17 protein-coding genes are annotated in these 16,454 nt (G+C 63.8%); 3 read left to right on the top strand and 14 right to left on the bottom strand.

All coding sequences use genetic code 11. The features are described from left to right. Window positions 1–13: 13 nt before the first annotated feature. Window positions 14–559 carry a hypothetical protein gene (locus AC1DYJ_RS21620; protein WP_477284727.1) on the bottom strand — a complete coding sequence of 182 codons (546 nt, stop codon included), beginning with the start codon at window positions 557–559 and terminating at the stop codon, window positions 14–16. Between the two features lie 188 nt (window positions 560–747). On the opposite strand from AC1DYJ_RS21620, the gene AC1DYJ_RS21615 reads away from it, so the two are divergent. Further along, window positions 748–1,569 (top strand): M15 family metallopeptidase, encoded by an 822-nt coding sequence (locus tag AC1DYJ_RS21615; protein ID WP_477284725.1) that lies wholly within the window; start codon window positions 748–750, stop codon window positions 1,567–1,569. A gap of 67 nt (window positions 1,570–1,636) precedes the next feature. On the opposite strand, the gene AC1DYJ_RS21610 is transcribed toward AC1DYJ_RS21615, so the two are convergent. From AC1DYJ_RS21610 to AC1DYJ_RS21585, 6 genes are all read right to left on the bottom strand, one after another. Next, window positions 1,637–1,867 carry a hypothetical protein gene (locus tag AC1DYJ_RS21610; RefSeq protein WP_477284723.1) on the bottom strand — a complete coding sequence of 77 codons (231 nt, stop codon included), beginning with the start codon at window positions 1,865–1,867 and terminating at the stop codon, window positions 1,637–1,639. A 174-nt stretch (window positions 1,868–2,041) separates the two neighbouring features. Then, window positions 2,042–2,812, bottom strand: a complete 771-nt coding sequence (locus AC1DYJ_RS21605; RefSeq protein WP_477284721.1) for an SDR family NAD(P)-dependent oxidoreductase — start codon at window positions 2,810–2,812, stop codon at window positions 2,042–2,044. Window positions 2,813–2,825: 13 nt separating this feature from the next. Beyond that, a complete protein-coding gene (locus AC1DYJ_RS21600; protein ID WP_477284719.1) occupies window positions 2,826–3,821 on the bottom strand; it encodes an ABC transporter permease in 996 nt (331 codons plus the stop codon). Between the two features lie 162 nt (window positions 3,822–3,983). Then, window positions 3,984–5,024: a sugar ABC transporter substrate-binding protein gene (locus tag AC1DYJ_RS21595; protein ID WP_477284717.1), complete on the bottom strand. Its 1,041-nt coding sequence runs from the start codon at window positions 5,022–5,024 to the stop codon at window positions 3,984–3,986. Window positions 5,025–5,066: 42 nt separating this feature from the next. Next, entirely contained in the window at window positions 5,067–5,831 is a 765-nt protein-coding gene (locus AC1DYJ_RS21590) for an ATP-binding cassette domain-containing protein (RefSeq protein WP_477284856.1), read from the bottom strand. Continuing rightward, complete coding sequence (locus tag AC1DYJ_RS21585) at window positions 5,828–6,994, bottom strand: ROK family transcriptional regulator (protein ID WP_477284854.1); 1,167 nt, start codon at window positions 6,992–6,994, stop codon at window positions 5,828–5,830. Before AC1DYJ_RS21585 ends, AC1DYJ_RS21590 begins: the two co-directional genes overlap by 4 nt. Before the next feature lie 212 nt (window positions 6,995–7,206). Between AC1DYJ_RS21585 and AC1DYJ_RS21580 the strand changes: the two genes are divergently transcribed. Both AC1DYJ_RS21580 and AC1DYJ_RS21575 read left to right on the top strand, forming a co-directional pair. Continuing rightward, entirely contained in the window at window positions 7,207–8,388 is a 1,182-nt protein-coding gene (locus AC1DYJ_RS21580; RefSeq protein WP_477284715.1) for a M24 family metallopeptidase, read from the top strand. Next, a complete protein-coding gene (locus tag AC1DYJ_RS21575) occupies window positions 8,375–9,601 on the top strand; it encodes a M20 metallopeptidase family protein (protein WP_477284713.1) in 1,227 nt (408 codons plus the stop codon). The genes AC1DYJ_RS21580 and AC1DYJ_RS21575 overlap by 14 nt, the downstream gene beginning before the upstream one ends. A gap of 6 nt (window positions 9,602–9,607) precedes the next feature. On the opposite strand, the gene AC1DYJ_RS21570 is transcribed toward AC1DYJ_RS21575, so the two are convergent. The 7 genes from AC1DYJ_RS21570 to AC1DYJ_RS21540 all read right to left on the bottom strand — a co-directional run bounded on the left by AC1DYJ_RS21570 (window position 9,608) and on the right by AC1DYJ_RS21540 (window position 16,396). Next, entirely contained in the window at window positions 9,608–10,363 is a 756-nt protein-coding gene (locus AC1DYJ_RS21570; protein ID WP_477284711.1) for an ABC transporter permease, read from the bottom strand. After that, complete coding sequence (locus AC1DYJ_RS21565) at window positions 10,360–11,133, bottom strand: ABC transporter ATP-binding protein (RefSeq protein WP_477284709.1); 774 nt, start codon at window positions 11,131–11,133, stop codon at window positions 10,360–10,362. Before AC1DYJ_RS21565 ends, AC1DYJ_RS21570 begins: the two co-directional genes overlap by 4 nt. Further along, a complete protein-coding gene (locus tag AC1DYJ_RS21560) occupies window positions 11,133–12,161 on the bottom strand; it encodes an ABC transporter substrate-binding protein (RefSeq protein ID WP_477284852.1) in 1,029 nt (342 codons plus the stop codon). Before AC1DYJ_RS21560 ends, AC1DYJ_RS21565 begins: the two co-directional genes overlap by 1 nt. Window positions 12,162–12,248: 87 nt before the next feature. Next, entirely contained in the window at window positions 12,249–12,686 is a 438-nt protein-coding gene (locus tag AC1DYJ_RS21555; protein WP_477284707.1) for a VOC family protein, read from the bottom strand. 2 nt (window positions 12,687–12,688) lie between these two features. Further along, complete coding sequence (locus tag AC1DYJ_RS21550; RefSeq protein ID WP_477284705.1) at window positions 12,689–13,426, bottom strand: FadR/GntR family transcriptional regulator; 738 nt, start codon at window positions 13,424–13,426, stop codon at window positions 12,689–12,691. After that, window positions 13,426–14,859, bottom strand: coding sequence for an FAD-binding oxidoreductase (locus tag AC1DYJ_RS21545; protein ID WP_477426238.1), 1,434 nt, complete (start codon window positions 14,857–14,859; stop codon window positions 13,426–13,428). Before AC1DYJ_RS21545 ends, AC1DYJ_RS21550 begins: the two co-directional genes overlap by 1 nt. Window positions 14,860–15,118: 259 nt before the next feature. After that, entirely contained in the window at window positions 15,119–16,396 is a 1,278-nt protein-coding gene (locus tag AC1DYJ_RS21540; RefSeq protein ID WP_477284701.1) for a M23 family metallopeptidase, read from the bottom strand. Window positions 16,397–16,454 lie beyond the last annotated feature (58 nt).

The raw sequence follows: 16,454 nt of genomic DNA, 5'->3' as shown, positions 1-16,454 counted from the left end.
TGCTGCTGACAGACTACTGCTTGACGTAGCAGGCCTTCTTCACCCGGCGGATTGGGTCCTCGCCAAAGGTGTCGAGGCTGCACATAACGCCATTCCTGAAAACGCCTTGGACGTACTGGCCGCGCGCGCCGTAGCGGACCAGTTTGCGGCCACGGAAATCACAGTACTGATTCTCCCTGGCGCAGGCCACCCAGCGGCCACGGCCCTGGCCGTAGTCGTCGTCGCCGTAATTGTCGTCGTCATTGTCGCTGTAATCGTCACCGCCGCGCCGCGTCACGATATAGCAAGCCTTGTCGCGGCCGGGCGCGGGATCGCCAAAGATGCGGTTTGAACAAGGCACCGCGCGGCGGTCGAAAAAGCGGGACGTGGTCTGGCCGCGCGCGCCGTAAACCACTTCGGCTGGATAGGGCAGGCGGCAGATGCCACCCTCTTCAGCGCATCGCTGCATGCGCTGGGCCGACGCGGTGGCCGGGAAAAGAACAGAGGCGGCCGAGGCCAACCCGACCAGGCAAATGAATGTGAACACCATCCGGATCAGGGTGCTGGAGGTTTTTGACACGACTTGTCTCCCTTATTGATTCACGCGCCATCTTACAGCAGCCTACCCAAATGCAAGATGAACGAAAGCCATTGCCGACAGCCGGGATGAGCTGAATTTCTGTTTTCTGGCCAGGGAGCTGCCGCCACCGATCCGGATTTGGTAAGGGTCTTGGTCAGCAATCGACGGCTCTCCGGAGAGGCAGGACCATGATCGACCATCCCAGGCGCCTGCTGCTTCAGCTGATGTTCGTCTTCGCAATCTGCGGCACCGGGCACCTCGCCTATGCGGCAAAGGCCGGCGACGGTGTGGACCAGCCGGCCGCCAAAGCCGCCTTGCTCAAGGCCTATCCCGGACTTTTCACGATCAAGAGCAATGTCCTGACCTGGACCGACGGCACCACGATGGTGTGGGACGACGGCAAGCCGCGCGACGCCGAGGCGCTGCTGGAGAGCCCTGACATCGAAGACATGTTTCGCTACGTCTATCCGACGGCAGCGGAGGGCGCGCTGGTGCCTCCGGAGGATTTCGATCCCGGCCGCATCCGCAACGAAGCCTTCTTCGAGAAGCTTTACGGGGCAAGTGCCGCGGAAGTGGGCAAGCACATCGCCAACGTCAAATGGCTGCCGAAACTCGGCAAGAAAACCGTGCAGGTGACCGAAATTTTCGGCATCAACGACCGGCTAGGCAAGGTTTCCGATGCGCTGGAGGCTATGCCCGCGGAGCTCAGCCGTTACGGGCTCAAGCCCGGCGGCGGCTTTGTCTGGCGGCCCATCGCCGGCACAAACCGCCTGAGCGTCCACTCTTTCGGGGCAGCCTTCGACATCAATGTCGGTTTCTCCGACTATTGGTATAACAACAGAAACAAATCCGACCCGAAGGCGCACATTCCATTCAAGAACCGAATTCCGCTGCAAATCGTGGAATTGTTTGAGAAAAACGGCTTCATCTGGGGCGGGCGCTGGTATCATTACGACACCATGCATTTCGAGTACCGGCCTGAGCTGCTGCTTTACAAGAAACCCGGCTGATCAAAGCGGCAGCAGCCGTAAGGCACATACGCGGGGACGAAACCCGCCGATGCCGCCTTTATGCGCGTCAATAACGAAGCCCCAGGTTGGTGGCGGCTTGCCGGCCATTGGCGGTCGCGGCACTACAAACCCGGCGAAGATCGGCACGGATGTTTTCGGAGTTGAGCATCTCGGCGGCTTCCGGAAAGCCCTCGGCCAGCAACGTGGCAACAATCTCGGCCGGCGACTGGTGGAAACCATCTTCTGCCAAAGCCTGAGCCCTCTGGTAGATATGGCTGGTTCTGATGTTGTCTGCCATTCATAAGTACCTCCGTTGATTGGCACTTGATGAACAACTTTCGAGAAGTATTCGAGTTCCATACAACTTAGAGAGGAAGTTGTATCATCGACGCAGGGAGCGCCGTATCTTTCGCTGGAATGACCTCTCGTCGTCGGGAGGCGCGGTCCGGTCCGTGGCCGATCGATACAAGGATCAAGGCGGCAGCAGCCGGAAATCCTTGCCTTCGGGCAGCAACTGGCCGCCGTCGACGACGATGGTGGTGCCAGTGATGTAGCTGGCGTCGTCGGAGGCCAGGAACAGGAAGGCGTTGGCGACATCGCGCGGGCTGCCGAGGCGTCCCAGCGGGATGGAGTCCTCCATGTTCTTGATGTAGGCCGCGCCGCGATGCAGCTCGATCGCCTCGGTCAGGATGTTGCCGGGCTCGACGCCGTTGACGGTGATGCCGTAGCCGGAAAATTCCAGCGCCGCCGAGCGGATGAAGCCGTTGATGCCGGCCTTGCTGGCTGCGTAATGCCCGTGGCCGGGGCTGGTGACGTGCGGGCCGGTGATCGACGAAGTGTAGAGCATGCGCCCGTAATGCTGCGCCTTCATCGGCGCCAGCGCCGCCAGCGTGGCGTTGAACGTGCCGCGCAGATTGACCGCCATCACCCGGTCCCAGTCGTCCGGGCTGGTGTTTTCGATCAGCTGCCAGGGATAGATGCCGGCATTCTGCACGACGATGTCGAGACGGCCATGGCGGCTTAGCGTCAGCGCCACCGCGGCCTCGGCGTCGGCCATTTGCGAGATGTCGGTGCGGATGAAGGCGGCGCCAAGCTCGTCGGCGGTTGCCTGACCGGCTTCGGCCTCGCTGTCGGCGAGGACCAGCCTTGCGCCTTCTTCGGCAAAACGCTGGGCAATGCCTTTGCCGATGCCGCGCGCGCTGCCGACGATCAGCGCGACCTTGCCTTGCAGTCGTCCGGTCATGCGAGCCGTCCTCTCACGCGAGTCTTTGGCGAATGGTTTGCTTGAAGGCGTCGAGCAGCACGGCGGCGAGCACCAGCAGGCCGTGGATCACCAGAGTGAAATTGGCCGGCAGGCCCATCAGATTGATCGCCGTGTTAATGGCGGAGAGCAGCAGCACGCCGGCATAGACGCCGGGCAAGGTGCCGACACCGCCTTTCAGGCTGACGCCGCCGATGACGACGGCGGCAAAGGCGTTGAACAACAGCCCGGTGCCGAGATTGGCGCTGGCGCCGGAGGTGCGGATGGCCAGCAGCCAGCCGGCCAGCCCGGCAATGGCGCCGGCAAGCACGAAGGCGATGATCAAATTGCGGTTGACGCGAATGCCGGCACGGAAGGTCGCGGTCTCGTTGCCGCCGATCATGATCAGGTGGCGGCCGAATGGCGTCTTGGCCATGACTAGCGAAGAGATGACGAAACAGGCAATCGCGATCCAGGCGGTGAGCGGCAGGCCGGCGAGGCGCTGGATGGCGAACCAGCGGATTGCCGGCGCCAGGTCCTGTGCCGAGCGGCCGCCCGAGATGACCAGCACCAGGCCGCGCACCCAGATGTAGGACGCCAGCGTGATGATGAAGGCGCTCATCTTGAGCTTGACCACGAGGAATCCGTTGAGGGCGCCGATAATGCCGCCGACGGCCAGCGCAATGAGCAGCGAGACCGGAACCATAAGCCATTGCGGGCTGAACTGTATTCCGATGCCGATACCCGAGGAGCAGAACAGGATGCCGACGGTCATGGCGCTGAGCGCGGCCACCGATTCCACCGACAGGTCCATATGGCCGGCAATGATGACCAGCGACAGGCCGATCGACATCACGCCGAGAACGCTCGAGGCTTCGATGATGTTGGCGAAGATGCCGAGCTGGAAATAGTTCGGGATGAGAAGAGAAAAGACGATCAACACAAAGACCAGCATGAACCAGACGAGGTTGTCGAGGACGAACTCCAGGGCTTTGCGGGTGCGCGGGTTCATGGGCTGATCCGGTTGGCGCCCCCCTTGGAAATCAGGTTGAGAAATCAAACTGATTTCGTCGGGCTAAGGCGCGGATTCAAGTTCGCCATAGCATCCGTGGGATGCGGCGTTGCGACACGGCAGGCTCCGGGCCTGAACGGCCCGGAGCGCTTCGCTAAGCGACTATTCGACCGACTTGACGGTGTCCGTCGGCGGCTTCTGGTTGCCCCAGAAGGCCGGATTGTCGACGTTTTCCTTGGTGATGGCAGCACCGGGGATCTTGATGTTCGGTCCCCAGGCTTCCTTGGTCACGGTCGACTTCAGGCCGAGCACATCATATTCGCCGGGCTTGATTTCTTCCTTCTTGACGACCTTGTCCATGAACATGGCGACGGCCGCGGCCTGTGCGTAGAGCGGCTGTTCGACTTCGACATTGAGCCAGCCCTTGCGGATCAGGTCGAGACCGACCGGAGCACCGTTCGAGCTCATCAGCATGACGTCGCCCGGCTTCTTGCCGGCGGCCTCGAGCGAGGCGACGGCAGCGACCGAGAGGTGCGCGGCATGGCTGAAAATCAGGTCGATGTCAGGGTTGGCCAGCATCTGGTCGTTGACGATGGTCCCGGCTGCATCCGCCGCCCACTGCATGGCCGGCAGCGAGATGATCTTGACGTCCGGGAACGCCTTCATCTTCTCCTCGAAACCCTTCTGGATGTCGAGCGTGTAAGGGTCGCCGGGATCGCCGAGCACCTGCAGCACCTTGCCCTTCACCGAGCCGTGCTTGGCTTTCAGGAGTTTTTCCGCCTGGTCGGCGGCGACGTAGCCGATCTCGACCGTGCCCGCCACCGAAGTGAAGTCCGACGGGGTCGAGGTAATCTGGCGGTCGAATTCGACCACCGGAATGCCGGCGGCGCGCGCCGCTTCGATGGACGGTTTCAGCGCGTTGAAATCAACGGCGGCGAGAATGATCGCCGCCGGCTTCAGCGCAATGACGTCGTTCATCTGCGATTGCTGCGCGTCGGTCTTGTTGTCGGCGTTGAGTGTCTTCACCTCATAGCCGACCTGCTTGAGGAACAGCTCCAGCGCGCTCACCGAGCCGGTCTGGAATTCATCGAGCAGGGTCGGGACCATATAGTAGACGGTGCCCTTGGTCTGGGACATTGCCGGCGTGAGCGAGGCAAGAGCCAGTGCCAGGATACCGAAGACAAGAACTAATATTCGCTTCATGTCGTTCGCTCCTCTTTTATTACCGGACCCCTCTTGTGTCCCTCAACTTGCCGGTCCGGCACCGGCAAGCGTCTCACCGGTGATCATGTTGATCACCGCATCGGGACTTGTTTTGTTGCGTGCGACATCGCCGGCCACGACGCCCTGGCGGATCACCACGATCCGGTCGGCGACCTGAAAAGCCTGTTGCATGATGTGGGTGATGATGACGACGCCGATGCCCTGGTTGGCGACCTGGCGGATCATCTCGAGGCCGCGCCTTGTCTGCTCGACGCCAAGGGCCGCGAACGGCTCGTCGAGCAGCACCAGCTTGCCGCCCCAATGCACGAAGCGGTTGAGCTCGATCGCCTGGCGCTGGCCGCCCGAGAGGTGCTCGACATTGGTGCGCAGCGACGGAATGCGGGTGCCGGCACTGGCCAACGCCTTGCCGACGACGGCCTCCATGGCGCGCTCGTCGAGGATCGGGACGCCGAGCACCTTGCGGGTGATCTCCCGGCCCATGAAGAAATTGGCGACGACGTCGACATTGGTGCACAGCGACAGGTCCTGGTAGACGGTCTCGATGCCGGCAGCCTTGGCCTCCGCCGGCGATTTCGCCAAAAACTCCTTGCCCTCGAACAGCATGCGGCCGGAACTCGGCTCGAGGCCGCCGGCGATGATCTTGACCAGCGTCGACTTGCCGGCGCCATTGTCGCCGAGCAGCGCCACGACCTCGCCCTTGCCGATCGAGAAGCTGATGCCCCTCAAGGCGTGGATGGCGCCGTAATTCTTGGTGACGTTTTCGAGTACCAGCAGCGGTTCGGTCATGCCGCCACTCCCTTGCTGTGCATGAGGTCTGACCGGCGCTCGCGCTCGGCAATGAACATCTGGCCGAAGCGCGGTGAAAGCACGCCGGACACGGCCAATGCCGCAGCGCCGCGCAGCACCGAATGCTGGCCGCCGGTGGCGACCATCACGCGCGGGGTCTTGCGGTCGCGTCGCGCAGAGATCGAATTGGGAAGCTGCGCCGCCGCGCCGACCAGTCTTTCCAGGAGGTCGGTAGGGGCGAGCCCGCCGAGGATGACGGTTTCGGGATCGAACAGGTTCTCGATGGTGACGATGGCGTTGCGGAAGACCGGCGCGACTTCGGCCACCCAGGCGGCTTCGCCGATGTTGCGGCGGCGCAGCGCTTCGAGCGAGAGGTAGCGTTCGAGGCAGCCGTGGTTGCCGCACGGACAGAGTTCGCCGCCGGGAACGGCAGGGATGTGTCCGATCTCGCCGGCATTGCCCCAGGCGCCGCGCATCACCGCACCGTCATGGACGATGGCGCCACCAAGGCCGACGCCGAAATAGAGGTAGTAATATTCGGAATGGCCGGCCCCAAGGCCATAGAGGCGCTCACCCATGGCGGCCGCCGCCATGTCGGTTTCAAAGAAGGCCGGCAGCCCCGTCGAGGCCGTCAACCGTTCCGGCAGCGCGACATCCTTCCAGCCGGCCATCGTGGTCGGGCCGATAAAGCTCATCGATTCCACGCCGAACGGCCCGGGCAGCGCCATGCCGATGCCGAGTACGCGGCCGCCGGGCCGCAGCGCGGTCAATTCGGGCACCATGGCGCCGATCAGCTCGAAGGCATGGTCGGGCGTCGCGTGCGGCGCCTCGCGATGCGTGCTCTCGATGACGTCGCCGCTGAGATTGATCAGCGCAGCGTCGATGCCGAGCGGGGTGAGATGGATCCCAACGGCATAGCCGCCTTCAGGGTTGATCCGGAGCGTCGCCGGCGGCAGTCCGCGCCCGCGCGGCTCTTCGCGCAGCGACAGCACATAGCCGTGCTCTTCGAGCTCGCGCACGATGGTCGACACGGTCTGGACGGTGAGGCCGACGCGGCTGGCAATGTCGCCGCGGGCGATGGGGCCATGAAGACGGATCGACTCCAGCACGATGCGCCGGTTGTAGGGTCGTCCGAACTCCTGGTTGGTTCCCCGTAGTGCCATTTTCCCTCTCCCTGGGAGAGGCGAGACTTGCACAGGCAATTTATTCAGTCAAATGGAATTCAAAAATAATTTGTGACAGATCTGGCTCGAGATGCAGGACCTGTCCCATGCGCCGCGCTGGCCGATTGCCGTCGGGCTGAAACCACTTCAATGGTGAATGAGGTCAGGCGGGCGCGGGGCTTGCCTGACAAGTGATCCAGCAGGGAAAACCGATGATCGAATTGCCTTTTGCGCGCGGCGAGTACCAGCAGCGGCTCACGAAAATCCGCGCTGAGATGGCAAAGCGGGGGCTCGAGCTTCTTGTCATCAACGATGTCGCCAACCAGCATTACGTCACCGGCTATGACGGCTGGTCGTTCTACACGCCGCAGGTGGTGCTGGTTCCGATCGAGGAGGAGGCCGAGCCGGTGTGGATCGGCCGCGCCATGGATGCGGCCGGCGGCCTGCTGACGGCGTGGATGAAGCCGGAAAATGTAGTTGGCTTTCCCGAAGACCATGTGCAGCGCGCCGACCGTCATCCGATGGACTGGATCGCGGCCTGGATCGTCGCCAAAGGCTGGGGCAACCGTCCTATCGGTATCGAGCTCGAAGCCTACTATTTCTCGCCCAAGGCCCATGCGCGGCTCGTCGCCGGCCTGCCTAATGCGAAATGGCACGACGCCGACCTGCTGGTGAACTGGATCCGTGCCATCAAATCCGCGCCCGAAATCGCTTACCTGCGCAAGGCATCGAAGCTGGCAGAGGCGGCGGTCACGCGCGCCTATGAGATCATCGCGCCCGGCGTGCGCGAATGCGATGCGATCGCCGCCATCCAGGCGGCGCAGATCGCCGGCAGTCCTGACTTCGCCGGCGACATCACCGCGCTGCCGCCGACGATCCTCGGCGGCGAAAATGCATCGGCGCCGCACATCATGTGGAGCGGCCGACGGTTCGGCAAGGACGAGACGATTGCACTCGAATTGGCCGGCGTCTGCCGCCGCTATGCCGCAGGCCTCGCCAGAACGATGCAGCTCGGCAAGACGCCGACGCGTGTCGCCGACACCGCAAAGGCTGTCATCGAAGGCATGGACGCGGTGCTCGATGCGGTGAGGCCGGGCACATCGGCCGAAGCGGTCGAGGCGGCCTGGCGCACAGTCATCCAGCGCTACGGGCTGAAGAAGGAATCGCGCATTGGCTATTCCATCGGCGTCGCCTATCCGCCGGATTGGGGCGAGCACACGATCAGCCTGCGGCCCGGCGACAAGACGGTGCTGCAGCCCGGCAACGTCGTGCACTCCATTCTCGGCATGTGGATGGATGGCTGGGGTATCGAGGTCAGCGAGACGATTTTGGTGACCGAGACCGGCAATGAGACGCTGACGAAATTCCCGCGAGATATTTATGTCAAATCCTGACCGGCCGGTCGCAGCGGGTGGCACTGCGCCCGACATCGACGCCGGACTTCTCGACCGGATGATCGAGATCCGTCGGCATCTGCACCGAAACCCTGAGCTTTCAAACCGCGAGGCGGGCACGCAGGCCTATCTCCGGCAGATGCTGGCCAAGGAGGGGATTGAGGCTGTCCGCGACGTCGCCGGTTATGGCCTGGCGGTAGATGTGGTCGGCACTGGCCGGCCGTCGAACCGTAAACTGGTCATCCGCGCCGACATCGACGCTCTGCCGATCGAGGAAGAGTCCGGGGTCGACTTTGCTTCGGAAAACCCCGGCGTGATGCATGCCTGCGGTCACGACGCTCACACCGCAATGGGCTTTGCCGTGGCTACCCACCTGCATCGCACGCGCGACACCTTTGGCGGCACCGTGCGCCTCATCTTCCAGCCGGCTGAGGAAGACGAGCCGTCAGGCGGCAAGCGTGTGGTGGAGGAGGGGCTGCTCGACGATGTCGATGCGGCGATCTGCGTCCACGTCGATCCGTACACGGCATCCGGCAAGGTCGCCGTTGGCCCCGGCCCCTACACGCTCGCCTGCGATACGTTCGATGTGCTGGTTACCGGATCGGCGGCGCATGCGGCGAAACCCTATGAAGGCATCGATGCGCTGACCGTCGCCTGCTCGATGGTGAGCGAGTTGCAGAAGATCGTTGCGCGCGAGACCGACCCCTACGACCCGCTGGTCATCTCGGTAACCGCCATCAATGGCGGCAACGCCTACAATGTCACCGCCGGCAAGGTTACCTTTAAAGGCACCATCCGCAGCGGCAGCGACGCCACCCGCGAGCGCGCCCAACGGCGGCTTCGCGAGATACTGGAAGGAATCGCGGCAAGCCATGCCGCCAGCGTCCAGGTCGAGATCCACCAGGGCGAGCCCGGCGTCGTCAACGATGTCGAGATGACCGAGCTGATCCTGGCCGGCGCGAAGGCCGCCATCGGCGCCGACAATGTCCTTAACCTGCCGGGATGGAGCATTGCCGACGACTTTGCCTATTACAGCGAAAAACGCCCGTCAGTGTATTTCCGGCTCGGCATTCGCAACGAAGCGGTCGGTTCGGTCTATCCGCTCCACCACGCCCGCTTTCGCGTCGACGAGGTCGCATTGAAAGCCGGCGTCGCCACCATGGTTTCAGCGGCGACGCTGTTCTTGTCGACATCGGCGGATGATACCGCCTGACGGCACTCAGTACTTGATCGCCCGGCGCTCGATCAGCACCACGAGGCAGAACAGCACGATCGACAGGCCTGATGACAGCACGATCGCCGCATAGAGGCGGTCCGACTGATAGTTGAAGGACGCCTGGATGATCAGCGCCCCGAGCCCTTTGTCCGACCCGATCCATTCGCCGACAATGGCGCCGATGACGGCCGTGGCCGAGGCGATTCTGAGCGATGAGAACAGCATCGGCAAAGCGCGCGGCAGGCGCAGGCTCCAAAACACTTCCCAGCGTGTCGCCGACAGCACACGAAACAGTTCGTGCTCGTTGCTGCTGGCCGAATCCAGGCCGCGGATCATGTTGACCAGCGTCGGGAAGAAACAGATCACCGCCGCAATGACGATCTTCGGCGTCATGCCCAGCCCAAAGATCAGCATGATGATCGGCGACAGCGCCAGGATCGGAATGGTGTTGAAGAACAGCACGATCGGAAAATAGGCGGCCTGCAGCACACGGTTGTGCACGAACAGCACCGCCAGCAGCACGCCGGCGAGATTGCCGATGGCAAAGCCGGCCAGCGCCTCGATCAGCGTCGGCCAGAGATTGCCGATGAGCAGGGAAAAGCTCTTCTGGAAGACACCCAGTATGGCTGTCGGCGTCGGCACGATATAGGCGGGCACGCCGAGCCAGGGCAGCAGGAACTGCCAGGTCAGCAGGATGGAAGCGGCGCCGAGAACGGGCAGCGCAATCGCCAGCGTCGGTGGCAAAGGGTCCTGTCTCATGAGGCCAGTTCCAGGGCTTTGCGCAGCTCCGCCATGGCGGCGACGATGGCCGGGTCCTCGCGCGTGCAACGGTTGCCGTCCTGTTTGAACGGCCGCATATCGAGATCCTTGACCAGCCGTCCGGGGTTGGCGGCGAGCACGATCACCCGCTCGCCGAGATAGGCGGCCTCCGCAATCGAATGGGTAACGAACAGGATGGTCGTGCCGGTGCGCCGCCACAGTGCCAGCAACTCGTCATTGAGGCGGTCGCGGGTGATTTCGTCGAGCGCCCCGAACGGCTCGTCCATCAACAGCAGCTTCGGCTGTCCGAGCAGCGCGCGGGCGATCGCCACGCGCTGCCGCTGGCCGCCGGACAATTGGTGCGGCAGGCGCTCGCCAAAGCCGCCAAGCCCCATCAGCTCCAAAAGTTCCTCTGAGCGGTCCTCGATCTGGCGCGTCAGGCTGCCTTGCCCGACGCCGAGCGGCAGACGCACATTGTCGCGCACGCTGCGCCACGGCAGCAGGGTGGAATCCTGGAAGACAAAGCCGACATCCCGGCGCGAACGCACCGCATGCGGCGTGTCGCCAAGCACGCTGATCGTGCCGCCGAGCGGATCGAGCAGGTCGGCTACGACCCTGAGCAAGGTGGACTTGCCGCAACCCGATGGTCCCAGGATCGACAGGAACGAACCGGCCGCGACGGTTAGGTCGAGGCCGGTGAGCACCTTGACGGCCGAATGTCGGCCGCCATAGCCGACATCCAGCCTTCTTGCCTCGATCGCACTCACCATCAGGCAGCAGGCGCGTCGAGCTTGGGCCGGTCGGCGGCCGACAGTTCGAGGATTTTTGTCGTGTAGACGTCAGCCGCGGCAGGCCGGCCATTCGGGTACTGCCCGACCTTGTCCAGCAGCGCCAGCTGCTCCTCGATCGAGGCCGGGTCGAAGGTTCCCCAGCCATCCTTGGCTGTCGCGCCATCGAAGGAAAGCTTCAGCACCAGATTGACGGTCTTTTCTTCCCAACCAAGATCCATTTCCGGATAGGCGGCGACCATTTTCTTCACCGCCTCCTGCGGATTGGCGTGTACCCAGCCCCAGCCCTTGGCGACGGCGCCGATGAACTTCGCCAGCGTTTCCGGGTCCTTCTCGATTGCGGTATCGGTAGCGAAATATACATCGGCATAGGAGTTCAGCCCGAGATCGCGAACCAGAAGGTCGATGCGGTCGTCGCCGACGACGCTCAGCGCCTGCGTGTTGGTGATCCAGCCGCCAATGGCGTCGACGTCGCCGCGCACCAGCGGCGCCTTGTCGAAGCCGACATTGACGACGGTGACGTCGGCCGGGTCGATGCTGTTCTTGGCCAGGATCTCGTCGATGACGAAGCGCGCCGTCGGCTGGATGCCGATCTTCTTGCCCTTGAGGTCGGCAACGCCGCGGATCGGCTTGGCCGGCTTGGAGGTGAAGGCATAGGGTCCGGTGCGGAAGCCGCACGCGATGATCTTGACCGGCACGCCGCTGGCGCGCGCGGCAAAGAGCTGCGGCGTCTCGGAGAACTGGCCGAGCTGGGCCGAACCCGAGACCACCGGCGGCACGGTCGCGGAATTCGGTCCGCCCGGGCTGAACTCCACGTCGAGACCGGCGTCCTTGAAATAGCCATTGGCGACGGCGGCGATGTCGCCGATCTGGCCGTTCGACACCAGCCAGTCATACTGGATGACGACCTTGCCGGCCGCCTTGGCGCCCGGCGTCAGCACCAGCTGCATGCCGACCGATGCGGCGGCCACGACGGCGATGCCGGATGTCACGAAGCTGCGGCGGTTCATTTCGAAATGCTTGTTCCCACTCATTTTTCGCTCCTGTTGCAAGCGTTGCTCTGTTCATTGCGCACCGCTCCCACGGCGCGCTGTCGTCTACGGCTGTTCGTCGTGGTAGTCGCCGGGGCCGCCGTCGAGCCAGGCGTATAATTCCCAGAGCGTGTCGTCCGGGTCGGTGAAGTAGGCGCAGCGCGCGTTCCAGACATAGTTTTCCGGCGGGCCGTAAAAGGGCACGCCTTTGGCGCTGAGCTCGCTGTGCAGCCGGTCGATGTCGGCAGGCCTATCGAGCCTCACTGCGACGCAGACCTTGTGCGCCTGGCGCGGCGACCGGAGCTTCGACACGCCGGTGTGCTGGCTGATGTGGTCGATCTCCCATGCCGCCAGCGTCACGCCCTCGCCATGGAAATCGGCAAAGCCTTCGGCGCGGCGACGCAGCCGGAAGCCGAGTTTCTCGACATAGAAGTCGACTGTCCGCCCGATGTCCTCGACCAGAAGGCAGACATCCGAAATCGCGTGGTCAGTTCCGAGCGGCATGGCTAAATCCCTTTGCTGGTGCGCCGCACGGCGGGCAGCCTGACGCCGACGCGCTCAGCCGCGCCGATGATGTGGGCGCGCATCGCCGCTTCCGCCGCTGCGGGATCACCGGCGACCAGCGCCTCGTAGATGCGCACATGCTCACCGACATTGACCTCGACCAGATCGTGCAGCGGGTTGGTCTGCCGGGCGTAGTAGATCGAGCGGCGGATCTGCTCGCAGACGAAGGAAATGAAGGTGTGGATGTAGCTGTTGCCGGTGGCCCGCGCGATCTCGCGATGGAACAGAAGGTCGGCGTCGATGCTGCCTTCCTCCCAGCGCTCTTCGCCGCTCATGCGGTCGAGCGCCGCCTTGATGGCATCGAGATGCTCCTGGCCGCGCCGTTCGGCGGCAAGTGCAGCGGATTCGGCCTCGAGGATGCAGCGCAGCTCGAACAGCCGCTCCATATTCTGGCCTTCCCTGAGCGCCTCGCCGTCGATGCGGATCGAGGCCCGCTGCTCCGGCGCCAGCACGAAAGCGCCGATGCCTTGCCGCGCCTCGATCATGCCGTCGGCCCTGAGCTGGGCGATCGCCTCGCGCACGACATTGCGGCTGACGCCGAATTTTTCCGACAGCTCCTGTTCCGTCGGCAGCCTTGTGCCCGGGCTGAGATCGCCCGATTCGATCTCCCGACCGAGGAAGGTCGCGACGCGATGCGGCAGCGTTTCGACAGTGCCGATGGCGGCCAGTCTTTGTTTCATTAGGGGATCTCCGTTGCCGGCAGAAGGCAGCCGGGGTTCATCAGCCCTTGCGGGTCGAGTGCGTCTTTCAGAGTGCCGATGAGGCGGCGATGGGCAGGCGACAGGCCAGCCACGAAAGTGCGGTGGCGGGTGCGGCCGATGCCATGCTCGGCGCTGATCGAGCCGCCGAGCGCGTGGGCGATCCGGTAGAGCCCGGCGGTGATGTCGGCGCCTCTGGCGCGGGCCGCGCGCTCACCAAGGCCTTCCGGCGGCAGCACGTTGAAATGGATGTTGCCGTCACCGGCATGGCCATAGGCCAGTGGCAGCCATCCCGGATGTTCCTCAGCCACGAAGCGGCGGGCCTGACCGATCAGGGCAGGGATGTCCGAGATCCTCACCGAAAGATCGGTGCGCACATGATAGCCGCGCTTGGCCTGCCCCTCGACCAGCCCTTCACGGATCGCCCAAAAGGATCTTGCCTGGGCGCCGCTTTCGGCAAGCACGGCATCGATGACCTGGCCGCTCTCCATGGCCTCGGCGAGGAAATCGACCAGAAGGGTGCGCAGGTCGATCGCAGCACTGGCCGACAATTCGATCAGCACGTGGACGGGCGCCTCGACCGGCGACACCATTTTCGGGTCGATCAACCGCGCCAGCGCAATGCATTCCGAGCCGATGATTTCAAACGCCGACATCAGGTCGGCCGAGGCGCGGCGCGCCTGCCTAAACAGCGCGATCGCCGCTTCGAACGAGGCAAGACCGAGATAGGCGGTCTCGGTCCGGACCGGCTTCGGAAACAGTTTCAGCTCGACGCCGGTGATGATGCCGAGCGTCCCTTCCGAACCGATGAAAAGCTGCTTCAGATCGTAGCCGGTGTTGTTCTTGCGCAGGCCGGAAAAGCCGTTCCATATCTCGCCGTCCGGCAGCACCACTTCAAGGCCGAGGATGAGATCGCGCGCCATGCCGTAGCGCAGCACATTGATGCCGCCGGCATTGCTGGCCGCATTGCCGCCGATCTGGCAGCTGCCCTGGGCGCCGAGCGCCAGCGGAAACAGGCAATCCTGCGCGTCGGCGGCGTCCTTTATCGTTTGCAGGATGCAGCCGGCATCGGCCTGCAGCACGAAATTGTCGGCATCGACGCGGCGGATGGTGTTCAGCCGCTCCAGGCTGACAACCACCGAGTTTTTGGTCTCGATATCGATCGCGCCCGCCACCAGGCCGGTGTTGCCGCCTTGCGGAATGATGCCAAGCCCGAGCGAGGCGCAGAGCCTCACCACCGCCTGTACCTCGGCGACCGAAGCCGGCCGCAGCACGGCCAGTGCTGCGCCATGATGATCGCCCGACCAGTCGCCGAGATATTTCGCCATGCCGGCGGCATCGAGTGTGATGCCGTTCGGTCCAACCGCGCCCTGCAGGGCGGAAAGAGCGTCTGGCGATAGGGCATGGATGGTCATTGGTCGCCGTGAAATGATGTTGGGCTATAGGGTGATGCATATCATCCTACAACTGGCGTCGAGTCAACGAGGCTGTGCCGCGAACGGTGGACAAGTCACGACGGCACGGTGCTTGGGCGGCTATCTGCAGTTGGATGCAGTCACGCAGGAGAAGCGTGGCGGACCGTCATAGCGCCAGGATCACGCGACGTCCGAACGCGAAAGTCAGTGGGGCAGGGCGCCGAGCGAGGAGCTGGTTACCAACCGGGTCGCTTGACCCTTAGAGGTACTGCTCGACCTTCTTGCCGACGGTCAGGAAGCGCAGCGGATCGATGGCCTCGCCATTGTGGCGGACTTCGTAGTGCAGGTGCGGGCCGGTCGAGCGGCCGCTGCTGCCGGTCTTGCCGACGATGTCGCCGGCCGCCAGCTTCTGCCCGACGGCCACGTCGATTTCGCTCAAATGGCCATAGCGGGTGGCAAAGCCATTGCCGTGGTCGACCTCGACCATGCGGCCATAGCCGCCGTTCCAGCCAGCCTTGGTGACGACCCCGGCCGCCGTGACCTTGGCTGCCATGCCGATCGGTGCGCGGAAATCCATGCCCGAATGCAGGGCCGCGGTGCCGAGAATGGGATCGGTGCGCACCCCGAACGGGCTGGTGACGGAATGGCCCGGCGCAGGGTTGGCGAGCGGCAAACGCCGCGCCTCTTTCTTCAGCTGGTCGAGCGTATCCAGCGCCTCGTCGAGTTCCTTTACCTTGCTGTCGAACATCATCGAGCTGTCGAGCGGGATCAGCGGACCGCCGACATCGCTTTCGTCTTTGCCGAAATCGCTGTCGACCGGCAGCCCGGCTGCTTGCAGCGCCTGGGTAATGGCGTCGGCGTTCTTGTAGGCATTGTCGGCCAGGGTCTCGATGCGGGTGAGCTGCTGGCTCTCGATGGCCTTCAGCGAATCGTTGATCGAGACGAAGAGTTTGTCGGCACGGTCGGCCGCCGTTTCGCTGGGCAGCGGATCGGAGCGCGTCGACCACAGCGAGAACGGCCTGGTGTCGGCCGAACCGAGGCTGGCGACCGAATAGGCCAGGGGCTCGCTGCCGGTCAGTTCGGCATGCTCGTCGGGCTTTGTCGCGACATCCCCGGTGGGCGGCGTTCCGACTTCATTCTCGGCGCGTTCGAGGATCGGACCGAGGCGGCCATGGCGCTGGCTGAGCTGGCTCTGCCGCTCGAGCAGTTCGCTGACCTTGGTTTCCATCAGTTTCTGGTCGAGAAGCTGGCGGCTGGTGATGCGGTCGACCTGGGCGCGCAATGCCGAGATGCGATCTTCATAAGCCTGCTGCATGCGCGCCTGCCTGGCCGTGGTGGCGCCGATCAGATCGTCGCGCAACACCAGATAGGAGGTTGCCAGCAGGTAGCCGATGGCGATTGCCGCAAGTGCCGAGCCGAGAAAGGCGACGAGCCACGGCCGGATGGTGAAATGTCGGATTTCATTGCCCCGCGCAATGATGACCGTGTGGGGCTCCTTGCGCCTGCCGAAGACCGTTGACTGACCGGTTGGGTTCACGGGACCAAGCTTTCGTTACGACACCAACGAAGCCTGATTACACATCATTAAGGTTAAC

The sequence above is a fragment of the Mesorhizobium sp. P2_B11 genome (assembly GCF_056404855.1).
The sequence above is the reverse complement of the archived record's forward strand: the minus strand, read 5'-3'. Positions and strand labels throughout refer to the sequence as shown.

Excerpts from the sequence above, each read along its gene's own strand:
- AC1DYJ_RS21575 (WP_477284713.1), top strand. The coding sequence starts at position 8,375 with ATGTCAAATCCTGACCGGCCGGTCGCAGCGGGTGGCACTGCGCCCGAC.
- AC1DYJ_RS21555 (WP_477284707.1), bottom strand. The coding sequence starts at position 12,686 with ATGCCGCTCGGAACTGACCACGCGATTTCGGATGTCTGCCTTCTGGTC.
- AC1DYJ_RS21580 (WP_477284715.1), top strand. The coding sequence starts at position 7,207 with ATGATCGAATTGCCTTTTGCGCGCGGCGAGTACCAGCAGCGGCTCACG.
- AC1DYJ_RS21590 (WP_477284856.1), bottom strand. The coding sequence starts at position 5,831 with ATGACCGAACCGCTGCTGGTACTCGAAAACGTCACCAAGAATTACGGC.
- AC1DYJ_RS21550 (WP_477284705.1), bottom strand. The coding sequence starts at position 13,426 with ATGAAACAAAGACTGGCCGCCATCGGCACTGTCGAAACGCTGCCGCAT.
- AC1DYJ_RS21615 (WP_477284725.1), top strand. The coding sequence starts at position 748 with ATGATCGACCATCCCAGGCGCCTGCTGCTTCAGCTGATGTTCGTCTTC.
- AC1DYJ_RS21605 (WP_477284721.1), bottom strand. The coding sequence starts at position 2,812 with ATGACCGGACGACTGCAAGGCAAGGTCGCGCTGATCGTCGGCAGCGCG.
- AC1DYJ_RS21570 (WP_477284711.1), bottom strand. The coding sequence starts at position 10,363 with ATGAGACAGGACCCTTTGCCACCGACGCTGGCGATTGCGCTGCCCGTT.
- AC1DYJ_RS21610 (WP_477284723.1), bottom strand. The coding sequence starts at position 1,867 with ATGGCAGACAACATCAGAACCAGCCATATCTACCAGAGGGCTCAGGCT.
- AC1DYJ_RS21545 (WP_477426238.1), bottom strand. The coding sequence starts at position 14,859 with ATGACCATCCATGCCCTATCGCCAGACGCTCTTTCCGCCCTGCAGGGC.
- AC1DYJ_RS21585 (WP_477284854.1), bottom strand. The coding sequence starts at position 6,994 with ATGGCACTACGGGGAACCAACCAGGAGTTCGGACGACCCTACAACCGG.
- AC1DYJ_RS21560 (WP_477284852.1), bottom strand. The coding sequence starts at position 12,161 with ATGAACCGCCGCAGCTTCGTGACATCCGGCATCGCCGTCGTGGCCGCC.
- AC1DYJ_RS21600 (WP_477284719.1), bottom strand. The coding sequence starts at position 3,821 with ATGAACCCGCGCACCCGCAAAGCCCTGGAGTTCGTCCTCGACAACCTC.
- AC1DYJ_RS21595 (WP_477284717.1), bottom strand. The coding sequence starts at position 5,024 with ATGAAGCGAATATTAGTTCTTGTCTTCGGTATCCTGGCACTGGCTCTT.
- AC1DYJ_RS21565 (WP_477284709.1), bottom strand. The coding sequence starts at position 11,133 with ATGGTGAGTGCGATCGAGGCAAGAAGGCTGGATGTCGGCTATGGCGGC.